An 18,349-nucleotide genomic window follows, 5' to 3' on the forward strand; every position below is an offset into this window, starting at 1 on the left:
ATGAGGTCTAGTAATTTTGAGTGATATGGCAAAAAATTTAATTCTCTGGGTTGTCATCGCCGTCGTGCTGATGTCAGTGTTTCAGGGCTACTCCCCCTCTTCATCGAACTCCATGAAGATGGATTATTCAACTTTCTTGGATGATGTTCGCTCCGGCCAGATCAACACCGTCGAGGTGAAGAGTGACCAGCGTACCATCGAGGGTACCAAAAGAACCGGGGAAAAATTTACCACTATCATGCCTATGTATGATCAGGATCTGATCAACGATCTTGACCGTAAGGGTGTGACCATGAAAGGTCAGGAAGCCGAAGAGTCAGGTTTCCTTACACAGATCTTCATCTCTTGGTTCCCTATGCTGTTGCTCATCGGGGTATGGATCTTCTTCATGCGCCAGATGCAGGGCGGTGGCGGAAAAGGCGCCATGTCTTTCGGTAAGAGTAAAGCCAAGCTGATGAGTGAAGATCAGATCAAGACTACCTTCGGTGACGTCGCCGGTTGCGACGAAGCCAAGGAAGATGTCAAAGAGCTGGTCGATTACCTTAAAGAGCCGACTAAGTTCCAGAAACTGGGTGGCCGTATTCCTACCGGTGTGCTCCTCGTAGGTCCTCCTGGTACGGGTAAGACCCTACTTGCCAAGGCGATTGCCGGTGAAGCCAAGGTGCCTTTCTTCACGATTTCCGGTTCTGACTTCGTTGAAATGTTTGTCGGTGTCGGTGCCTCTCGTGTCCGTGACATGTTTGAGCAGGCGAAGAAGTCTGCGCCTTGTATCATCTTCATCGATGAGATCGATGCCGTAGGTCGCCAGCGTGGCGCGGGTGTCGGTGGTGGTCACGATGAGCGTGAGCAGACCCTTAACCAGATGCTGGTTGAGATGGATGGCTTCGAGGGTAACGAAGGTATTATCGTTATCGCCGCGACTAACCGTCCGGACGTATTGGATGCCGCCTTGCTGCGTCCGGGTCGTTTCGACCGTCAAGTGGTGGTTGGCCTGCCAGACGTACGTGGTCGTGAGCAGATCCTTAAGGTACATATGCGTAAGGTACCTCTGGCCGATGACGTTAAGGCGAGCGTGATTGCTCGCGGAACGCCAGGCTTCTCTGGTGCCGATCTGGCTAACCTGGTCAACGAAGCTGCGCTGTTTGCCGCCCGTGGTAACCGCCGCGTAGTGGGCATGGAAGAGTTTGAGAGCGCCAAAGACAAGATCATGATGGGCGCCGAGCGTCGCACTATGGTGATGTCTGAAGAAGAGAAAGAGATGACCGCCTATCACGAAGCGGGTCACGCTATCGTCGGCTGTCTGGTGCCTGAGCACGACCCTGTGCATAAGGTGACCATCATTCCTCGCGGCCGAGCCCTGGGTGTGACCTTCTTCCTGCCTGAGGCCGATGCCATCAGCCAGAGCCGTCGTAAGCTCGAGAGTCAGATCTCTGTGGCCTATGGTGGACGTATTGCCGAGGAGTTGATCTACGGCAGTGAGCGTGTCTCTACCGGTGCCTCTCAAGACATCAAGTATGCGACTACGATTGCGCGTAACATGGTGACTCAATGGGGCTTCTCTGAAAAGCTGGGTCCCGTGCTATATGCCGAAGATGAGGGCGAAGTGTTCCTCGGTCGTAGCATGGCTAAGGCGCAGCATATGTCGGATGAGACCGCATCGATTATCGACCTCGAAGTGAAGCAGCTGATTGACAACAACTATGGACGCGCGCATCAGTTCTTGACCGATAACATGGATATCCTTCATGCGATGAAAGATGCCCTGATGAAGTACGAGACCATAGATTCAACACAGATTGACGATCTGATGGCTCGCCGTGAAGTGCGCCCGCCAGCCGATTGGAACATGGATGAGAATGGTTCTAACGGTAAGGGTAAAGGTGGCCACGGTGAAGCGGTTACTTCGCCAGAGCCTGGCGAAACGCTTGCCGCTGAACCGGCAAGCGAGCCGAAAGAAGGTGATGAATCACCTGTGATTAAGTAAGCTTTATTGCGATAGGTAAAACCCATAATGTCAGAAAACCCCGTCAGGGGTTTTCTTGTTTCAGTTAATCAGTAAGAGATTAAGGAGCCTGTTTTGCAGCAAGGGTTTCAACTCGTTTGTGGTAATAAGCGTCTGGATCTTTCTCAGCCTAGGGTGATGGGGATCCTCAATGTTACTCCGGATTCATTTTCAGACGGTGGCCGTTTTACCAGCATAGAACGTGCTTGTCGTCATGCCGACACTCTAGTCGGTGAGGGCGCCAGCATCATAGATATCGGCGGTGAGTCGACCCGCCCTGGTGCGGCAGAAGTCAGCGTGCAAGAGGAGCTGGATAGGGTGCTCCCCCTGGTGGAATATGTCAGTGCCAATCATGATGTGTGGATCTCGGTCGATACCAGCAAGCCAGAGGTGATGAGTGAGGCGGTTGCCGCCGGCGCCCATCTGATCAACGATGTTCGCGCCTTGCAGGAGCCTGGCGCCTTAGCCGTGGCCGCCAAGCTGAATGTGCCTGTCTGTTTGATGCATATGCAGGGACAGCCCAGAACCATGCAAGATGCGCCGGTGTATCAGGATATCATAACGGATGTCAGTGCTTTCTTTGAGGAGCGTATCGAGGCGTGTCTGGATGCCGGAATCGCTAGAGACAATCTGTTGCTGGACCCAGGGTATGGCTTTGGCAAGACGCTGTCACACAACTATGAATTGTTAAACCGTCAGGCCGAGCTTAAGGCTTTCGGTCTGCCGTTGCTTATCGGCCTGTCTCGCAAGAGCATGATTGGCAACCTGCTTAATGTACCGCCGAGCGAGCGTCTGGCGGGCAGCCTGAGCGCCGCGCTCTTGAGTATTCAGCAGGGGGCACATATTATTCGTGTCCATGATGTAAAACCGACCATGGATATGATCGAGGTCATGCAGGCTTGCGCCAATTATCAGGCATTATAGAGTGATGCGCGGCGCTAAGAGCGGCCGCGTCAACTGGATTAAATAGGAAAGACCCTGGGATGGGGCAGAGGTAATAACAAGTGAGAAAATTCTTCGGAACCGATGGTATCAGAGGCAAGGTGGGCGCGGGTAAGATGACCCCGGAATTGGCGCTCAAACTTGGCTGGGCGGCGGGGCGTGTATTATCCCGCGCCGGCACTAAGAAGGTGATCATAGGTAAGGATACGCGTATTTCAGGCTATCTGTTCGAGTCTGCGATGGAAGCCGGCCTGTCGGCCGCTGGTTTGAATGTGATGTTGATGGGCCCTATGCCGACACCGGCTGTGGCCTATCTGACCCGTACCTTCAGAGCGGAAGCCGGTGTGGTGATCAGCGCATCTCACAATCCTTACTATGATAACGGTATCAAGTTCTTCTCTACCGACGGTAGCAAACTGGATGACGAGGTAGAGCTAGAGATCGAGCGAGAACTGGAAAAGCCGCTGGAGTGTGTCGAGTCACACCTGCTGGGTAAGGTGTCGCGTATCGAAGACGCCGCCGGTCGTTATATCGAATACTGTAAGGGTAATTTCCCTGCCGAGCATACCCTCAACGGCCTAAAGATAGTGGTCGACTGTGCCCACGGGGCAACCTACCACATTGCGCCGAGTGTGTTTCGTGAGCTAGGCGCCGAGGTGATCACCATAGGTGACAAGCCAGATGGCATCAACATCAACCATGAGGTGGGCGCTACCTCTATGGGTAAGATCCGCGAGACAGTGATCGCCGAGAAGGCGGATCTGGGTATAGCACTGGATGGCGATGGTGACCGCATCATGATGGTGAATCGCCATGGTAAGGTGATCGACGGTGATGAGATCCTCTATATCCTGGCCTGTGATGCTCAGGACCGCGGCGTGCTAAAAGGCGGCGTGGTCGGTACCCTGATGTCTAACCTGGGGCTGGCTCTTGCGCTCAAGGCCCGTGATATTCCCTTTGCCCGCTCTAAGGTGGGTGACCGTTATGTGATGGAGCTGCTCAAAGAGAAAGATTGGCGCATCGGTGGTGAGAACTCTGGCCATATCCTGAACCTGGATCATGGCACCACGGGGGATGGTATCGTCGCCGGTATTTTGGTGCTGGCGGCCATGTGTCGTAAGCAGGCGACCCTTGAGGAGCTGACCGAAGGCATTAAGATGCTGCCGCAGGTGCTGGTGAATGTCAGATTCGAAGGCACTCACAACCCGTTAGAGGCCGATAGCGTATTGAGTGCTCAGGCGGAAGTGGAAGCCAAACTTGGTGAACGTGGCCGCGTATTGCTGCGTAAGTCGGGCACAGAGCCGCTGATTCGTGTCATGGTCGAAGGCGATGTAGCCAGTGATGTAAAAGCCCACGCAAACTATATTGCCGAGGCTATTAAGGCGTTGGTTTAAGGCCCTTGTACAGGATTTAGCCTTGCCGGGTTAAATCCTGTGCTAATCATCCCTCGCAAGGATAAAAAGTAATCGCTTCGACACTTTATCGCAAAAATTCGAGATTTAGGTATTGTAACTTAACAAGTGGTTCGCTATTATTCAGCCCGCTTTCAGAAGGAGACAGTGATGGCACTAAGACGCCCAATGGTCGCTGGTAACTGGAAAATGAACGGTACTGCGCAACTAGCGCAAGAGTTGTTTACCAAGTTTGCTACCAAGCTTCAAAATGATTCTGCGGAAGTGGTCTTGTGTCCACCAAGTATTTTTCTTGAAAGTGTTCGTCAGCAACTCGATGCTAACAAAGAAGCCTTAAACGGCTGCTTGGTTAGAATGGGTGCCCAAAACCTGAGTCAGCATGACTTCGGTGCCTATACAGGCGAAGTCTCTGGGCAGATGCTGAAAGATTCTGGATGTCGCTATGTGATTATCGGTCACTCCGAGCGTCGTAGAATGTACGGCGAAACAAGCGATATCGTGGCGGAAAAATTTGCCGCCGCACAGAAGCATGGTTTGACCCCTATCTTATGTGTAGGTGAGTCGGGTCCAGCGCGTGAAGCAAGACGCACCTTCGAGGTGATTGCAGAAGAGCTGGATGTGGTCATCGAGAAGAATGGCACCATGGCTTTTGATAATGCGATTATCGCCTATGAGCCACTTTGGGCCGTAGGGACAGGTAAGAGCGCTACGCCAGAGCAGGCGCAGGAAGTACATGCGTTTATTCGCAAGCGTCTCTCTGAAGTGTCTCCGTATATCGGAGAGAATATCAGGATTTTGTACGGTGGTAGCGTAACGCCGAGTAATGCAGCAGATCTATTTGCTCAGCCTGATGTAGATGGTGGACTGATAGGCGGTGCTAGCTTAAACTCTACCGAGTTTTTAAGTTTATGTTCGATAGCGATGAGCGCATAATATGTACGAAGTTCTAATGGTTATTTACTTGTTGGTTGCGTTGGGCCTGATTGGCTTGATCCTCATCCAGCAAGGTAAGGGAGCTGACATGGGGGCCTCTTTCGGCGCCGGTGCATCAGCCACTCTGTTCGGTTCTTCTGGTTCGGGTAACTTTTTGACCCGTTCCACAGCGATACTGGCAATTGCCTTCTTTGCCCTGAGTCTGACGATTGGCAACTTGAGCGCAAACCACGCTAAAACAGAAGAATCTTGGAAAGATTTAGGTGCCGATGCGGCGGCCGTAACTGAACAAGTTACCGATGCAGCAAAAGACGCACAAAAGTCAGAAGATAAGATCCCTGACTAATCGCTCGAAAGAGCAAGGCGCGACTTAGATTTGACCCAAGGTTGATTTAGGTAGCGTGACTGGAAAAGATGAGTCTCCTCAAACTCACAAAAATTCTTAACCAGTCGAAGTAACGATCACATGCGGATGTGGTGGAATTGGTAGACACGCCATCTTGAGGGGGTGGTGAGCCTAGCTCGTGAGGGTTCAAGTCCCTCCATCCGCACCAAATTTAGATTGAGCCTAGCTTGGTCTGAATCGATAAAGTGGCAGAGGTTTCTGCCTTTATCATTGCAAATATTGTTCACAATCAATATAATTGCAGCAGTTGACGCGGGGTGGAGCAGTTTGGTAGCTCGTCGGGCTCATAACCCGAAGGTCGTCGGTTCAAATCCGGCCCCCGCAACCAGCTTCCCAGTGATGAAGCAGCGCTTCATTTCTGTTACAGGTTCTGAATGATATGACCTCGTGATTACGGGGTTTTTTGTTATCTGGACTTTTGAAATATCGTCATTTGATGATGTCGTACTGGGGCTTTATGCCCTTTTTTGTTTTTCGGGGGGTAACCTTGGCAACTTTAGAAAGTAAGCTGGAACAGATGCTTATCGCACCAGTTGAAGCATTGGGCCATAGTCTGTGGGGATTGGAATATGTACAGGCAGGCAAGCATTCAGTGCTGCGTGTATATATAGATAATGAAAACGGCATCTTTATCGATGATTGTGCCGATGTCAGTCGCCAGATCAGTGCTGTGCTCGATGTCGAGGACCCGATTTCGACCGAATATACACTAGAAGTTTCCTCACCGGGTGTCGATAGACCATTATTTACTGCAGAGCAGTATGCACGATACCTAGGTGAAACCGTAAAGGTACAACTGACTATGCCTGTCGCTGGTAGTCGTAATTTAAAAGGGACCGTCGCGGGCGTTGAGGGGCAGATGCTGACCCTTACCGTAGATGGCAACGAACTGATTATTGCCCTGGATAACATCCGCAAGGGCAACTTAATCGCTAAGTTTTGATGGATTCGAGCTGAACGAGGCAAGAGAATGAACAAAGAGATTCTGCTAGTCGCTGAGGCGGTTTCAAATGAGAAGGCCGTGCCACGCGAAAAGATTTTTGAAGCGTTGGAGATTGCGTTAGCGACGGCTACCAAGAAAAAATATGAAGGCGATATCGAAGTTCGTGTCGCTATCGATCGTAAGACAGGCGAGTACGAAACCTTCCGTCGTTGGATGGTGGTTGAGGATGAAGGTCAGGCGCTGGAAAATCCTTTCCGCGAGATCACCCTGGAAGCGGCCCGTTACGAAAACCCAGAGATTCAAGTGGGCGAGTATATCGAAGATGAGATCGAGTCAGTCGTCTTCGACCGTATCACCACTCAAACCGCTAAGCAGGTAATCGTACAGAAAGTACGTGAAGCCGAGCGTGCACAGATCGTCGACCAGTTCCTGGAAAAAGAAGGCGAGCTGATCACGGGTGTGGTGAAGAAGAGCAACCGCGAGAGCGTCGTTGTGGATCTGGGTAACAACGCCGACGCCGTGCTGTTCAAAGAAGATCTTATCTCACGTGAGAGCTTCCGTCCTGGCGACCGTGTTCGTGCGCTGCTCTACGCCGTGCGTCCAGAGGCGCGTGGTGCACAGCTGTTCCTGACCCGTACCAAGCCAGACATGCTGATCGAGCTGTTCCGCGTAGAAGTACCGGAAATTGCCGACGAGATGATTGAGATCATGGGCGCCGCTCGTGACCCAGGTTCTCGCGCTAAGATTGCGGTCAAGTCTAATGATCGTCGCATCGATCCTATCGGTGCTTGTGTGGGCATGCGCGGCGCGCGTGTTCAGGCCGTGTCTAATGAGTTAGGCGGCGAGCGCGTTGATATCGTGCTTTGGGATGATAACCCAGCGCAATTTGTGATCAATGCGATGGCGCCGGCCGATGTGGCTTCTATCATAGTCGACGAAGATAACCATTCTATGGATATCGCCGTTGAAGCCGACTCGTTGGCGCAAGCTATTGGCCGTAACGGTCAAAACGTACGTTTGGCGACTCAGTTATCGGGCTGGGAACTAAACGTGATGACAGTGGAAGATATGCAGGCTAAGCATCAGGCGGAAAGCGCCAAGATTGTTAACCTGTTCGTCTCTGCACTGGATGTCGATGAAGATTTTGCTCAAGTACTGGCAGATGAAGGTTTTACCTCACTTGAAGAAGTTGCCTACGTACCTGAGTCAGAGTTGCTTGAAATCGACGGTTTCGACGAGGAGATCGTTGAGGCACTCAGAGAACGCGCTAAGGCTGCGATCTCTACACGGGCTTTGGCATCCGAGGAAGCACTTGACGGTGCTGAGCCAAGCGAAGATTTACTTGCCCTAGAAGGTTTAGAGCGTCACTTGGCGTATGTGTTGGCAAGTAAAGGCGTGATTACGCTTGAAGATTTAGCCGAACAAGGCATTGATGATTTGATCGAGATTGAAGAATTAACAGAAGAAAAGGCTGGTGAGCTCATTATGGCGGCCCGCAATATCTGTTGGTTTGGCGAAGAAGCTTAAGTCGATCAACAGAGGGGATTTTACAGATGGCAGATACCACAGTAGCAAAACTGGCCGAGGAAGTAGGGAAGAGTGCTGATCGATTAGTTGAGCAGTTTTCTGAGGCAGGAATTAAGAAGAGTAAAACAGATACTGTTTCTGAAGAAGAAAAGCAGAAGTTGCTTGAGTTTCTTAAGAAGCAACACGGCGGCGATTCAGCGCCAACCAAGATGACACTGCAACGTAAATCCATTTCGACACTGAGCGTGTCGGGTAGTGGTGGTCAGTCTAAAGATATCAAGGTAGAAGTGCGTAAGAAGCGTACCTTCGTCAAGCGCGACCCGGCGGCAGAAGCCGAGGCGGAAGCTAAGGCCAAGGCAGAAGCTGAAGCCAAGGCAGCTGCCGAAGCAGAAGCTAAGGCAAAGGCTGACGCGGAAGCCAAGGCGAAAGCTGAAGCAGAAGCCGCAGCAAAAGCTAAGGCTAAGGCCGAGGCAGAAGCTAAGGCGAAGAAGGCTGCCGAAGGTAAGCCTGCTGTTGAAGAAACAGCAGAAGAGAAAGCCGCCAAGGTGGAAGAAGCTCGCCTGTTAGCGGCTAAAGAAGCTGCCGCTAAGGCTAAGGCGGATGAAGAAGCTAAGGCTGCAGCCGAAGAAGCACGTCGTCTTGCCGAAGAGAACGAGAAGCGTTGGGCAGAAGAAGAGCGTCTGCGTAAAGAATCTGAAAACAGCGCCGATCACCATGTGACCACATCGACTGAAGCGCGCGCCGCCGAAGATTCGGCGGACAGAGATGCCGAGCGACGTGGTCGCCGTGCGCGTAAGCCTGCCGGTGGCAAGAAAGAGCCTATCGGCAAGAAGCGTGGCGGTAAAGAAGCCCGTGGTGGTCGTAACAACCGTAATCAGCGCAATGCGCCAGAGTCGATGGACCATGGCTTTAACAAGCCTGCTGCGGCCGTTACCCGTGACGTGACTATCGGCGAAACCGTAACGGTTGCCGAGCTGGCACAGAAGATGGCGGTTAAGGCGACCGAGATCATCAAGCAGATGATGAAGATGGGCTCTATGGTGACCATCAACCAGGTGCTGGATCAGGAAACTGCGCAGCTGGTAGCCGAAGAGATGGGCCACAAGGTGGTTCTGACTCGCGAAAACGAGCTTGAGCATCAAGTACTCGCCGATCGTGACGGCAACGTTAAGGTTGAGCCTCGTGCACCGGTTGTGACCATCATGGGTCACGTTGACCATGGTAAGACATCGTTACTCGACTATATTCGTCGCGCTAAGGTGGCTTCTGGTGAGGCGGGTGGTATTACCCAGCACATCGGTGCATACCACGTAGAAACCGACAACGGCATGATCACCTTCTTAGATACCCCAGGTCACGCCGCGTTTACCGCGATGCGTGCACGTGGTGCCAAGGCGACCGATATCGTGGTATTGGTTGTTGCAGCCGATGACGGCGTGATGCCACAGACCATCGAAGCGATTCAGCACGCTAAGGCGGGCGGTGTACCGCTTATCGTTGCGGTGAACAAGATTGATAAGCCAGAAGCGGATCCTGATCGCGTTAAGTCTGAACTGTCTCAACATGGCGTGATGTCAGAAGATTGGGGTGGAAACAACATGTTCGTTCACGTATCTGCCAAATCTGGTGAAGGTATCGACGAGTTGCTGGAAGGCATCTTGCTTGAAGCCGAAGTACTAGAACTGAAAGCGGTACGCGAAGGCATGGCTGCGGGTGTGGTTGTTGAGTCTAAGCTAGATAAGGGCCGCGGCCCAGTAGCGACCATCCTGGTCCAAGAAGGTACCCTGAAGCAGGGCGATATCGTTCTTTGTGGTCTTGAGTACGGTAAAGTCCGTGCGATGAAGGATGAGAACGGTAAGTCGATCACCGAAGCCGGTCCATCGATTCCCGTTGAGATCTTAGGTCTTTCTGGTGTGCCATCTGCCGGTGACGAAGCGACCGTTGTTCGTGACGAGCGTAAGGCACGTGAAGTGGCACTCTACCGTCAAGGTAAGTTCCGTGACGTTAAGCTGGCCCGTCAGCAGAAGTCTAAGCTTGAGAACATGTTCGCTAACATGACAGAAGGCGAAGTCCAAGAGCTGAACATCGTCCTTAAGGCCGACGTACAAGGCTCGCTGGAAGCGATTTCTGACTCACTCAACAAGCTGTCTACCGACGAGGTGAAGGTTAACATCATCGCCAGCGGTGTAGGTGGATTGACCGAGACAGATGCGACTCTGGCGGCTGCGTCAAACGCTATCATGGTTGGTTTCAACGTTCGTGCCGATGCACAGGCGCGTAAGACGATTGAAAGCGAGAGCGTTGACCTGCGTTACTACAGCGTTATCTATCATCTTATCGATGAAGTTAAGGCGGCGATGGGTGGCATGTTGGCACCTGAGTTCAAGCAAGAGATCATTGGTCTTGCCGAAGTGCGTGACGTGTTCAAGTCGCCTAAGATTGGTGCTATCGCAGGTTGTATGGTTACCGAAGGTACCATCAAGCGCAGCGCGCCAATCCGTGTACTACGTGACAACGTGGTGATCTTCGAAGGTGAGCTTGAATCACTGCGTCGCTTTAAGGATGACGTTAACGAAGTTCGTAACGGTATGGAGTGTGGTATCGGCGTGAAGAACTATAATGACGTCAAAGTTGGCGATCAGATTGAGGTCTTCGAAACGGTCGAAATCGCTCGAACCTTATAATACCAATCACAGTAAGTATGTGAGCAGAAATAGCGTATGAAAAACGTTTGAGAAAAGGCAGAATTTTTCGATAAGTAGTTAGACTACAATCAAAAATGCTAACGCAATTATCGAACGTTTTAATACGCTAGGATGATTAGCTATTTACTACGATTGGTATCAGTATCAAGGGGCGGCGCAAGCCGCCCTTTTTGTTCAGGCATGACCCAGAGTCAAGACGCGACCCAAATAGCAGCGGTTGCAGCTTTACCAAGCCGGTCACCTGTTTTTGAGATGGCAAAATATTATGGCAAGAGAATTTAGTCGTACTCGTCGCATCGCTCAGCAGCTGCAACAGGAGCTGGCTCAGGTGCTGCAACGGGACATCAAAGATCCGCGTATCGGTATGGTGACGGTCAACGACGTCGATGTATCTCGCGATCTGAACTACGCCAAGGTCTATGTCACCTTCTTCGAGGAAGACAAGGCGGTTGTAGAAGAGAAGCTGGCGGCGCTGGAAGCGGCTGCGGGTTATGTTCGCTCTCTGGTGGCGGGTCGTATGAAGCTTAGGGTTATGCCCGAAATCCGCTTCATCTATGATGCGTCGCTGATCGAGGGGATGCGCATGTCTAACCTGGTGAGTCAGGTGATCACCAAGGATAAGGCTAAGGCGGTTGAACACGGTCGTGAAGACGAAGAGCAGGACAATACCGAGCAGGACGATAAATAATGGCGCGTAAACCTAGAGGTCGCTTGGTCGACGGCATAGTGCTGCTGGACAAAGACACGGGAATGAGCTCCAACTTCGCCTTACAGAGAGTAAAGCGAATCTATAACGCCGCCAAGGCGGGTCATACTGGCGCGCTGGACCCTTTAGCGACCGGCATGCTGCCGATCTGCCTGGGTGAGGCCACCAAGTTTTCGCAGCATCTGCTCGATGCCGACAAACGTTACCTGGTGACCGCCAAGCTGGGTGTGCGCACAGATACCAGCGACTCTGACGGTGAGGTGGTGCAGACGCGCCCGATTAACTTCACCGAGCAGCAGCTCGAAGAGGCGCTGGAGCATTTTCGTGGTGAGACCATGCAGGTGCCCTCTATGTACTCGGCGCTCAAGTATCAGGGCCAGCCTCTGTACAAGTACGCCAGAGAAGGCAAAGAGGTGCCGCGCGAGGCGCGTCCTATCAACGTCTTCGAGCTTAACTTTATTAAGCTTGAGGGTGACGAGCTGACCTTGGACATCCACTGCTCCAAGGGGACCTACATCCGTACCATTACCGATGATCTCGGTGAGATGCTGGGCTGTGGTGCTCACGTCATCATGCTGCGCCGCACAGGCGTTGCCGGTTATCCTTACGATAAGATGGTGACACTGGAGCAGCTTGAGGCCTTGCTTGCCAAGGCGCAGGAAGAGGAGCGTCCGCCTAAGGAACTACTGGATCCCCTGTTGCTGCCCATGGATACCGCGGTGAGCGGCCTCAAAGAGATCAACGTCTCCGATGAGCTGGCCCATTATCTGATGAACGGTAATCCGGTTCAGGTGGCTAATTTGCCCATCGATGAGTTGGTGCGTATCACCCTAGGTGAGGCGAAACAGTTTGTCGGTATCGGACAGATGAACGACGATGGCTTGCTGGCGCCTAAGCGTCTGGTGGTATTGCACGACGAGCAGGCTTGAGGCTTGCTAAATGGCGCTAAAATCGGTACTATAGCGCGCTCTCTTTGGCTGAGTTAGTGATCGGCTGAAGTTTCTATCTATTTTTGGAGAAAAAAATGTCACTAAGTAAAGAAGTAAAAGCACAAATCCTGGCTGATTTCGGTCGTGGTGAAAATGACACTGGTTCTACTGAAGTTCAGGTTGCTCTGCTAACTGCACAGATCAACCACCTACAAGGTCACTTCAAAGAGCACATCCATGATCATCACTCACGTCGTGGTTTGCTTCGCATGGTTAACTCTCGTCGTAAGCTTCTAGCTTACCTGAAGCGCACTGAAAACGAGCGCTATCAAGAGCTTATCAAGAAGTTAGGTCTACGTCGCTAATCTATCGATTAGTGCTGTAGTGGAAAAAGGAGGCTAAGCCTCCTTTTTTTATGCCTGATTTTCGGAAATGGCTTTAGCTAATCGCTGTGGTGACATTAAAGCGACGATTAAAGCTGACTGATGCTGGCGGTGTTGGGGGCGATATAGCGGTTCTCGAATTCGCTGATATCCAGCGGCTGGCTGTAGTAGAAGCCCTGGCCTATCTCACAATCCATCTGTTTTAGCCAGTTAAGCTGCTGCTCATTCTCAATCCCTTCGGCCACGATATGCAGATTTAGCTGCTTGCCGAGCATCAAGATAGTCGAGGCGATGGCGCTCTCGTTAGGCAGATCCGTCACGAAACAGCGATCTATCTTCATGGTGGTGATCGGCAGATGACGCAGGTAGGAGAGCGAGGAGTAGCCGGTACCGAAGTCATCGACCGCGATTCCAAATCCTGCGCCCTTGAGCTGCTCCAGTTTATGGATGGCGAGCTCGATATCATTCATCAGTGAGGTCTCGGTGATCTCCACCTCTAAAAGACTGGGGTCTATCTGGTATCTCAGCGCCAACTGCTTGATGTCCGGCACCAGGCTGGCATCGGCAAACTGCTGCGAGGCGACGTTGACCGCGATGGGGATGGCGTAGTTGTAGCGCTTACGCCAATGTTTCAGGGTGCGGCAGGCCTCTTCGATGACCCAGCGCCCCAGGGGGATGATGATGCCTGTCTCTTCGGCCACAGGGATGAAAGACATGGGGCTGATGAGTCTGCCATCTTTCTTCCAGCGAATCAGCGCCTCACAGGCGATCACCTTGCCGGTCTTGATATTAAACTTGGGCTGAAAATGCAGCAGGAACTCGTTGTTCTTCAGGGCGTCGTGCAGGGAGGCCTCGGTTCTCAGACGCACCGCGGCCCGCTCAGTCATCTGCTGCTTGAAGAAGGCCCATTGATTAGAGCCAGCCGCCTTGGCGCTGTACATGGCGATATCGGCGTGGCGGATCAGATCTTCGGCGCTCAGACCATCGTCGGGGTAGATGGAGATCCCCACCGACGCGGCGGGATGTATGGTGTGCTCATTCAGCTGTAGTGGCACGTTGAGCTGCATCAGCAGCTTGTCGACAAAGTCGGCGGCCTGATCCGGGGTTCTGGCGTCTTCGGCCAGGATGACAAACTCATCGCCGCCGAGACGCGCCACTGTGCCGCGATCGCCGACGACCCGCTCCAGCACCCTGGCTATACGGGCCAGGAACTGATCCCCCAGGGCATGGCCCAGCGAGTCGTTGACGTTCTTGAAACGGTCGAGGTCGATAAACAGCATGGTAAATTGATGCTTGTGCACCCTGGCGCGCTGAATCGATACCGCTATGGTTTCCAGCAGTAGGGTGCGGTTAGGCAGACCTGTGAGGGGATCCCGGGTCGCCATGCGCCGAAGCTTGCTCTGGGTCTGGCCAAACTGGATTAAGATTTGATTAAATTTTGATGTCACCAGGCCCAGCTCGTCATCCTGGTGGGCGGTTGACGTGGGCAGCAGGTTTTCGTCCGGCAGCTCGGGGTCTATCTTATCAATCGCCTCACTGATCTGGGCGATCGGCTTGGTGAGGAAGCGGTGGAAGATGATGGACAGCGCCATGGTGACCAAGAGTGCCCGGGCCAGGGTGGCCAGAAAGCTAAAGCGTAACTGGGAGAAGAGGGAGTCGGTCAGCTCCTGGGTGTTATAGAAGATGGTCAGGGTGCCGATGATCTGCTGCTTCTCTGTGCCCTCGAAGAAAGAGGGACGGTAGAGGGTGCGGCTTATCTGTTTCAGGTCGCCAAACAGCTTTTCACTGAGCTTACGCACCAGCGGGTTGTCGGTGAAAGGGTTGTTCATGGAGACAAACATGCTGCCATCGTCGAGCTCGATCACCGCCTCGCCCACATGCTCGACCTTGAGTACCCCTTCGAGGGTCTGAGTGGCGAGATTGTCATCCAGTGCCCAGACGGCGTTGGCGGCGGGTTGTTCGATGGAGTCCAGCAGCTCTTCCTGGGCGACCATGAGTTGTTGACGGGCCGAGACACCGACTAAGGCGACTTCGACGATAAAGATGGCAACGGCAAAAAATAACGCTGAAAACACGACCAGTGTCGTCTGTTTCCATGTTAAGGATTTAAACCGAGCGCTCATTTGCCACCCCTTGTTCCTAGTGACCAATCACATTCTATTTTCAGAAAAAGCAGCGATAGACAGAAATTTATCTTTATCTAACCACTTTAGAGAAAAGATTCAGCTTTGTCATCTACATGTGCTCTTTATCTATTGATTAGACTTGCAGTATACTTAGCCGCGAAATTAAGGTTATTAAATTAAGGAAAGGTTCACGTGAATCCAATCGTAAAGAGTTTTGAATATGGTCAGCACACAGTCACACTAGAGACTGGGGTTATTGCACGTCAAGCAGACGCAGCTGTTTTGGCAAGTATGGGCGATACAACAGTATTGGTTACTGTTGTTGGCAAGAAAGCTGAAGAGCCAGGTCGTGACTTTTTCCCGTTAACCGTTAATTACCAGGAAAAAACTTACGCTGCGGGTAAAATCCCTGGTGGATTCTTCAAGCGTGAAGGCCGTCCATCTGAAGGCGAGACCCTCACTGCACGTCTGATTGACCGTCCTATTCGTCCTCTATTCCCTAATGGTTTTAAGAACGAAGTTCAGGTGATCATCACTGTGGTTTCTGTTGATCCAGAAATCAGCCCAGAAGTGATCTCTATGATCGGTACTTCTGCGGCACTGTCTATCTCTGGCATTCCATTCAATGGTCCACTGGGTTCTGCTCGTGTGGGTTATGTCGACGGCGAGTACATCCTCAACCCAACGGTTTCACAGCTAGAAAACAGCCAGCTGGAACTTTCTGTTGCCGGTACTGAAAATGCAGTACTTATGGTTGAGTCTGAAGCCGATGCGCTGCCAGAAGAAGTGATGCTTGGCGCCGTGGTTTATGGTCACGAGCAACAGCAAGTTGTTATCCAGGCGATCAAAGAGCTAAAGGCCGAAGTTAACAAGCCAATGTGGGACTGGACAGCGCCAGTACAAAACGAAGAGTTGGTTGCTAAGGTTAAAGATTTGGCTGAAGCGGGTCTAACCGAAGCGTACCAGATTGTGGTTAAGCAAGATCGTTATGCTCAGGTTGATGTCGTTAAAACCGCGGCTAAAGAAGCATTACTGGCTGAAAACCCAGATGCCGATGCACGCGAAATTGACGGTCTGCTTGGCAGCCTAGAGAAGAAAGTGGTGCGTAGCCGCATCATCGCGGGTAACCCACGTATCGACGGTCGTGAACCAGATATGGTTCGTGCTCTGAGCGTGATGGCGGGAGTACTGCCACGTACTCACGGTAGTGCTCTGTTCACCCGTGGTGAGACTCAGGCGCTGGTGACTTGTACCTTAGGTACTGAGCGTGACGCACAGAAGATTGACAGCATCATGGGCGAGCAAACCAGCCGCTTCATGCTGCATTACAACTTCCCTCCATACTCAGTGGGTGAAACCGGTATGGTTGGCTCGCCTAAGCGTCGTGAAATTGGTCACGGTAAGCTGGCATGGCGTGGTATCCACGCGGTAATGCCAACGGCTGAAGAGTTCCCATACAGCATCCGCGTAGTATCTGAGATCACCGAGTCTAACGGTTCAAGCTCAATGGCGTCTGTGTGTGGTACTTCACTGGCGCTGATGGATGCCGGTGTACCAATCAAGACTTCAGTTGCTGGTATCGCTATGGGTCTGGTTAAAGAAGGCGACGATTTCGTTGTACTTTCTGACATTCTGGGTGACGAAGACCACCTGGGTGACATGGACTTCAAAGTGGCTGGTACCCGTGACGGTGTTACCGCGCTGCAGATGGATATCAAGATCGAAGGTATCACCAAAGAGATCATGCAGATCGCTCTGCAACAAGCCTACGGTGCTCGCGTACACATACTGAATGTGATGGATCAGGCTATCTCTGGCCACCGCGCCGAGATCTCAGATCACGCGCCGCGTATCACCACACTGAAGATCAACCCAGAGAAGATCCGTGACGTGATCGGTAAAGGCGGTGCGACTATCCGTGCACTGACCGAAGAGACTGGCACTACTATCGAGCTGGAAGATGATGGTACGGTTAAGATTGCGTCTGCTAACGGCGATGCGACCAAAGAAGCTATCCGTCGTATCCAGGAGATCACTGCCGAAGTTGAAGTGGGCACTGTCTACAATGGTAAGGTTGTTCGTATCGTTGACTTCGGTGCCTTCGTGACTATCCTGCCGGGTAAAGATGGTCTGGTACACATCTCGCAAATCGCCGAGGAGCGTGTTGCCAACGTTTCTGACTACTTGGAAGTGGGTCAGGAAGTGAAGGTTAAGGTGATGGAAGTCGATCGCCAAGGCCGCGTACGTCTGTCGATGAAAGAAGCTCAGCCGAAAGAAGAAGCGGCTAGCGAATAATCGATAGCGAAAGCGAGTTAAATTTGAAAGGAGACCATTAGGTCTCCTTTTTTATTGGTTTTTTCTCATAGAAGATAGCCGTCACTATTTGGTATTGCTATGATTGAGGCTATTGCAGCGCTGAAAAGGTTAAATGGATGACTCATAAATTACGCTCGGTCTCGTTAGCGGTGATGACCAGCCTAAGTTTGTTACTAACAGGATGTGTATCGACTCAACCGGCGGCGACGGCGGAGCAGGGCAAGTTAATGGTTGCCCCGGTTATGCCCGATTATAAGCTCGAGGTGACCCTCGCCAGATTAAACGATATCTTGGCCTCGGCCGAGCTGACCCCAGAGCAGCGTGCGCGTTTTCATTATGACCGCGGGGTGATCTACGACAGCGTCGGGCTGCGCATCCTGAGTCGCATCGATTTTCATCAGTCGCTGAAGCTGCAACCCAATCTTGCCGATGCCTATAACTTCATCGGCATCTACTACACCCAGGAAGGGGAGTTTGAGAGCGCCTACGAGGCCTTCGACGCCGTGCTAGAGCTGTCTCCAGATTATGATTATGCCTATCTCAATCGCGGTATCGCTCTCTATTATGGGCAGCGCGATGAGCTGGCCGTGGCCGACATGCAGTCTTTCTATCAGGCCAATGAGCAAGATGGCTACCGCGCGCTTTGGCTCTATATCACCGAGTCGAAACTCGATGGCGAGCAGGCGATGCAGCATCTCGCCGCCAATAGAGCCAAACTGGATGACTCACAATGGTCGACCACGCTGGTAGACTTCTATCTGGGTAAGGAGAGCCGCGAGCAGGTGTTTGAGGTGGCCAAGCAGGGACTGAGCCATCCCAACGAATATGCCGAGCGCCTGTGCGAAGCCTACTTTTATATCGCCAAGATCGCCGAGAAGCAGGGCAATTACAGTGACGCCGCGAACTACTTCCGCCTGGCCCTAGCGACCAATATCTATGATTTTGTCGAGCACAGGTATGCCAGAGTCGAGCTGGCGAAGATAAATGAGCTGATTGCTCAGCCCTAGTGCCTGGTTTAG

Annotated in this window: 14 protein-coding genes and 2 tRNA genes; 15 read left to right on the top strand and 1 reads right to left on the bottom strand. The window is 52.2% G+C overall.

The window, feature by feature from the left end; all coding sequences use genetic code 11:
• Positions 1-16: 16 nt before the first annotated feature.
• The 13 genes from ftsH (at position 17) to rpsO (ending at position 12,870) form a co-directional block, all read left to right on the top strand.
• Complete coding sequence (gene ftsH, locus K0H81_RS05455; RefSeq protein WP_220060167.1) at positions 17-1,984, top strand: ATP-dependent zinc metalloprotease FtsH; 1,968 nt, start codon at positions 17-19, stop codon at positions 1,982-1,984.
• A 156-nt stretch (positions 1,985-2,140) separates the two neighbouring features.
• Positions 2,141-2,926 (top strand): dihydropteroate synthase, encoded by a 786-nt coding sequence (gene folP / locus K0H81_RS05460; protein ID WP_220060789.1) that lies wholly within the window; start codon positions 2,141-2,143, stop codon positions 2,924-2,926.
• A gap of 80 nt (positions 2,927-3,006) precedes the next feature.
• Positions 3,007-4,338: a phosphoglucosamine mutase gene (gene glmM, locus K0H81_RS05465; RefSeq protein ID WP_220060168.1), complete on the top strand. Its 1,332-nt coding sequence runs from the start codon at positions 3,007-3,009 to the stop codon at positions 4,336-4,338.
• A gap of 168 nt (positions 4,339-4,506) precedes the next feature.
• Positions 4,507-5,289 (top strand): triose-phosphate isomerase, encoded by a 783-nt coding sequence (gene tpiA / locus K0H81_RS05470; protein ID WP_011866628.1) that lies wholly within the window; start codon positions 4,507-4,509, stop codon positions 5,287-5,289.
• A 1-nt stretch (position 5,290) separates the two neighbouring features.
• Positions 5,291-5,635 carry a preprotein translocase subunit SecG gene (gene secG / locus K0H81_RS05475; RefSeq protein WP_011866627.1) on the top strand — a complete coding sequence of 115 codons (345 nt, stop codon included), beginning with the start codon at positions 5,291-5,293 and terminating at the stop codon, positions 5,633-5,635.
• A gap of 122 nt (positions 5,636-5,757) precedes the next feature.
• Positions 5,758-5,843, top strand: a tRNA-Leu gene (locus tag K0H81_RS05480).
• A 103-nt stretch (positions 5,844-5,946) separates the two neighbouring features.
• Positions 5,947-6,023 (top strand) — tRNA-Met (locus K0H81_RS05485).
• Between the two features lie 159 nt (positions 6,024-6,182).
• On the top strand, positions 6,183-6,638 hold the full coding sequence (gene rimP, locus K0H81_RS05490; protein WP_041407366.1) for a ribosome maturation factor RimP: 456 nt from the start codon (positions 6,183-6,185) through the stop codon (positions 6,636-6,638).
• Between the two features lie 27 nt (positions 6,639-6,665).
• Positions 6,666-8,165: a transcription termination factor NusA gene (gene nusA / locus K0H81_RS05495; protein WP_011866625.1), complete on the top strand. Its 1,500-nt coding sequence runs from the start codon at positions 6,666-6,668 to the stop codon at positions 8,163-8,165.
• Positions 8,166-8,191: 26 nt separating this feature from the next.
• The gene (gene infB / locus K0H81_RS05500; protein ID WP_220060169.1) at positions 8,192-10,849 is read left to right on the top strand and encodes a translation initiation factor IF-2; all 2,658 of its coding nucleotides are present in this window, start codon (positions 8,192-8,194) and stop codon (positions 10,847-10,849) included.
• Positions 10,850-11,135: 286 nt separating this feature from the next.
• The gene (gene rbfA, locus K0H81_RS05505; RefSeq protein ID WP_144203811.1) at positions 11,136-11,558 is read left to right on the top strand and encodes a 30S ribosome-binding factor RbfA; all 423 of its coding nucleotides are present in this window, start codon (positions 11,136-11,138) and stop codon (positions 11,556-11,558) included.
• Entirely contained in the window at positions 11,558-12,505 is a 948-nt protein-coding gene (truB, locus tag K0H81_RS05510; protein ID WP_220060170.1) for a tRNA pseudouridine(55) synthase TruB, read from the top strand. Before rbfA ends, truB begins: the two co-directional genes overlap by 1 nt.
• 95 nt (positions 12,506-12,600) lie before the next feature.
• Positions 12,601-12,870 carry a 30S ribosomal protein S15 gene (gene rpsO, locus K0H81_RS05515; protein ID WP_011866621.1) on the top strand — a complete coding sequence of 90 codons (270 nt, stop codon included), beginning with the start codon at positions 12,601-12,603 and terminating at the stop codon, positions 12,868-12,870.
• A gap of 107 nt (positions 12,871-12,977) precedes the next feature.
• Here rpsO and K0H81_RS05520 read toward each other — a convergent pair whose 3' ends face one another.
• The gene (locus K0H81_RS05520; RefSeq protein ID WP_220060171.1) at positions 12,978-15,011 is read right to left on the bottom strand and encodes a putative bifunctional diguanylate cyclase/phosphodiesterase; all 2,034 of its coding nucleotides are present in this window, start codon (positions 15,009-15,011) and stop codon (positions 12,978-12,980) included.
• A gap of 195 nt (positions 15,012-15,206) precedes the next feature.
• Between K0H81_RS05520 and pnp the strand changes: the two genes are divergently transcribed.
• Positions 15,207-17,309 (top strand): polyribonucleotide nucleotidyltransferase, encoded by a 2,103-nt coding sequence (gene pnp, locus K0H81_RS05525; RefSeq protein WP_011866619.1) that lies wholly within the window; start codon positions 15,207-15,209, stop codon positions 17,307-17,309.
• A 137-nt stretch (positions 17,310-17,446) separates the two neighbouring features.
• Positions 17,447-18,337 carry a lipoprotein NlpI gene (gene nlpI / locus K0H81_RS05530; protein WP_011866618.1) on the top strand — a complete coding sequence of 297 codons (891 nt, stop codon included), beginning with the start codon at positions 17,447-17,449 and terminating at the stop codon, positions 18,335-18,337.
• Positions 18,338-18,349: the final 12 nt, after the last annotated feature.

The organism is Shewanella halotolerans, from assembly GCF_019457535.1.
Lineage (GTDB): Bacteria > Pseudomonadota > Gammaproteobacteria > Enterobacterales > Shewanellaceae > Shewanella > Shewanella halotolerans.

Bases quoted from the DNA above. Each gene is read 5' to 3' on its own strand.
- folP (WP_220060789.1), top strand. From the start codon at position 2,141: ATGGGGATCCTCAATGTTACTCCGGATTCATTTTCAGACGGTGGCCGT.
- tpiA (WP_011866628.1), top strand. From the start codon at position 4,507: ATGGCACTAAGACGCCCAATGGTCGCTGGTAACTGGAAAATGAACGGT.
- secG (WP_011866627.1), top strand. From the start codon at position 5,291: ATGTACGAAGTTCTAATGGTTATTTACTTGTTGGTTGCGTTGGGCCTG.
- nusA (WP_011866625.1), top strand. From the start codon at position 6,666: ATGAACAAAGAGATTCTGCTAGTCGCTGAGGCGGTTTCAAATGAGAAG.
- infB (WP_220060169.1), top strand. From the start codon at position 8,192: ATGGCAGATACCACAGTAGCAAAACTGGCCGAGGAAGTAGGGAAGAGT.
- rbfA (WP_144203811.1), top strand. From the start codon at position 11,136: ATGGCAAGAGAATTTAGTCGTACTCGTCGCATCGCTCAGCAGCTGCAA.
- truB (WP_220060170.1), top strand. From the start codon at position 11,558: ATGGCGCGTAAACCTAGAGGTCGCTTGGTCGACGGCATAGTGCTGCTG.
- rpsO (WP_011866621.1), top strand. From the start codon at position 12,601: ATGTCACTAAGTAAAGAAGTAAAAGCACAAATCCTGGCTGATTTCGGT.
- K0H81_RS05520 (WP_220060171.1), bottom strand. From the start codon at position 15,011: ATGAGCGCTCGGTTTAAATCCTTAACATGGAAACAGACGACACTGGTC.
- nlpI (WP_011866618.1), top strand. From the start codon at position 17,447: ATGACTCATAAATTACGCTCGGTCTCGTTAGCGGTGATGACCAGCCTA.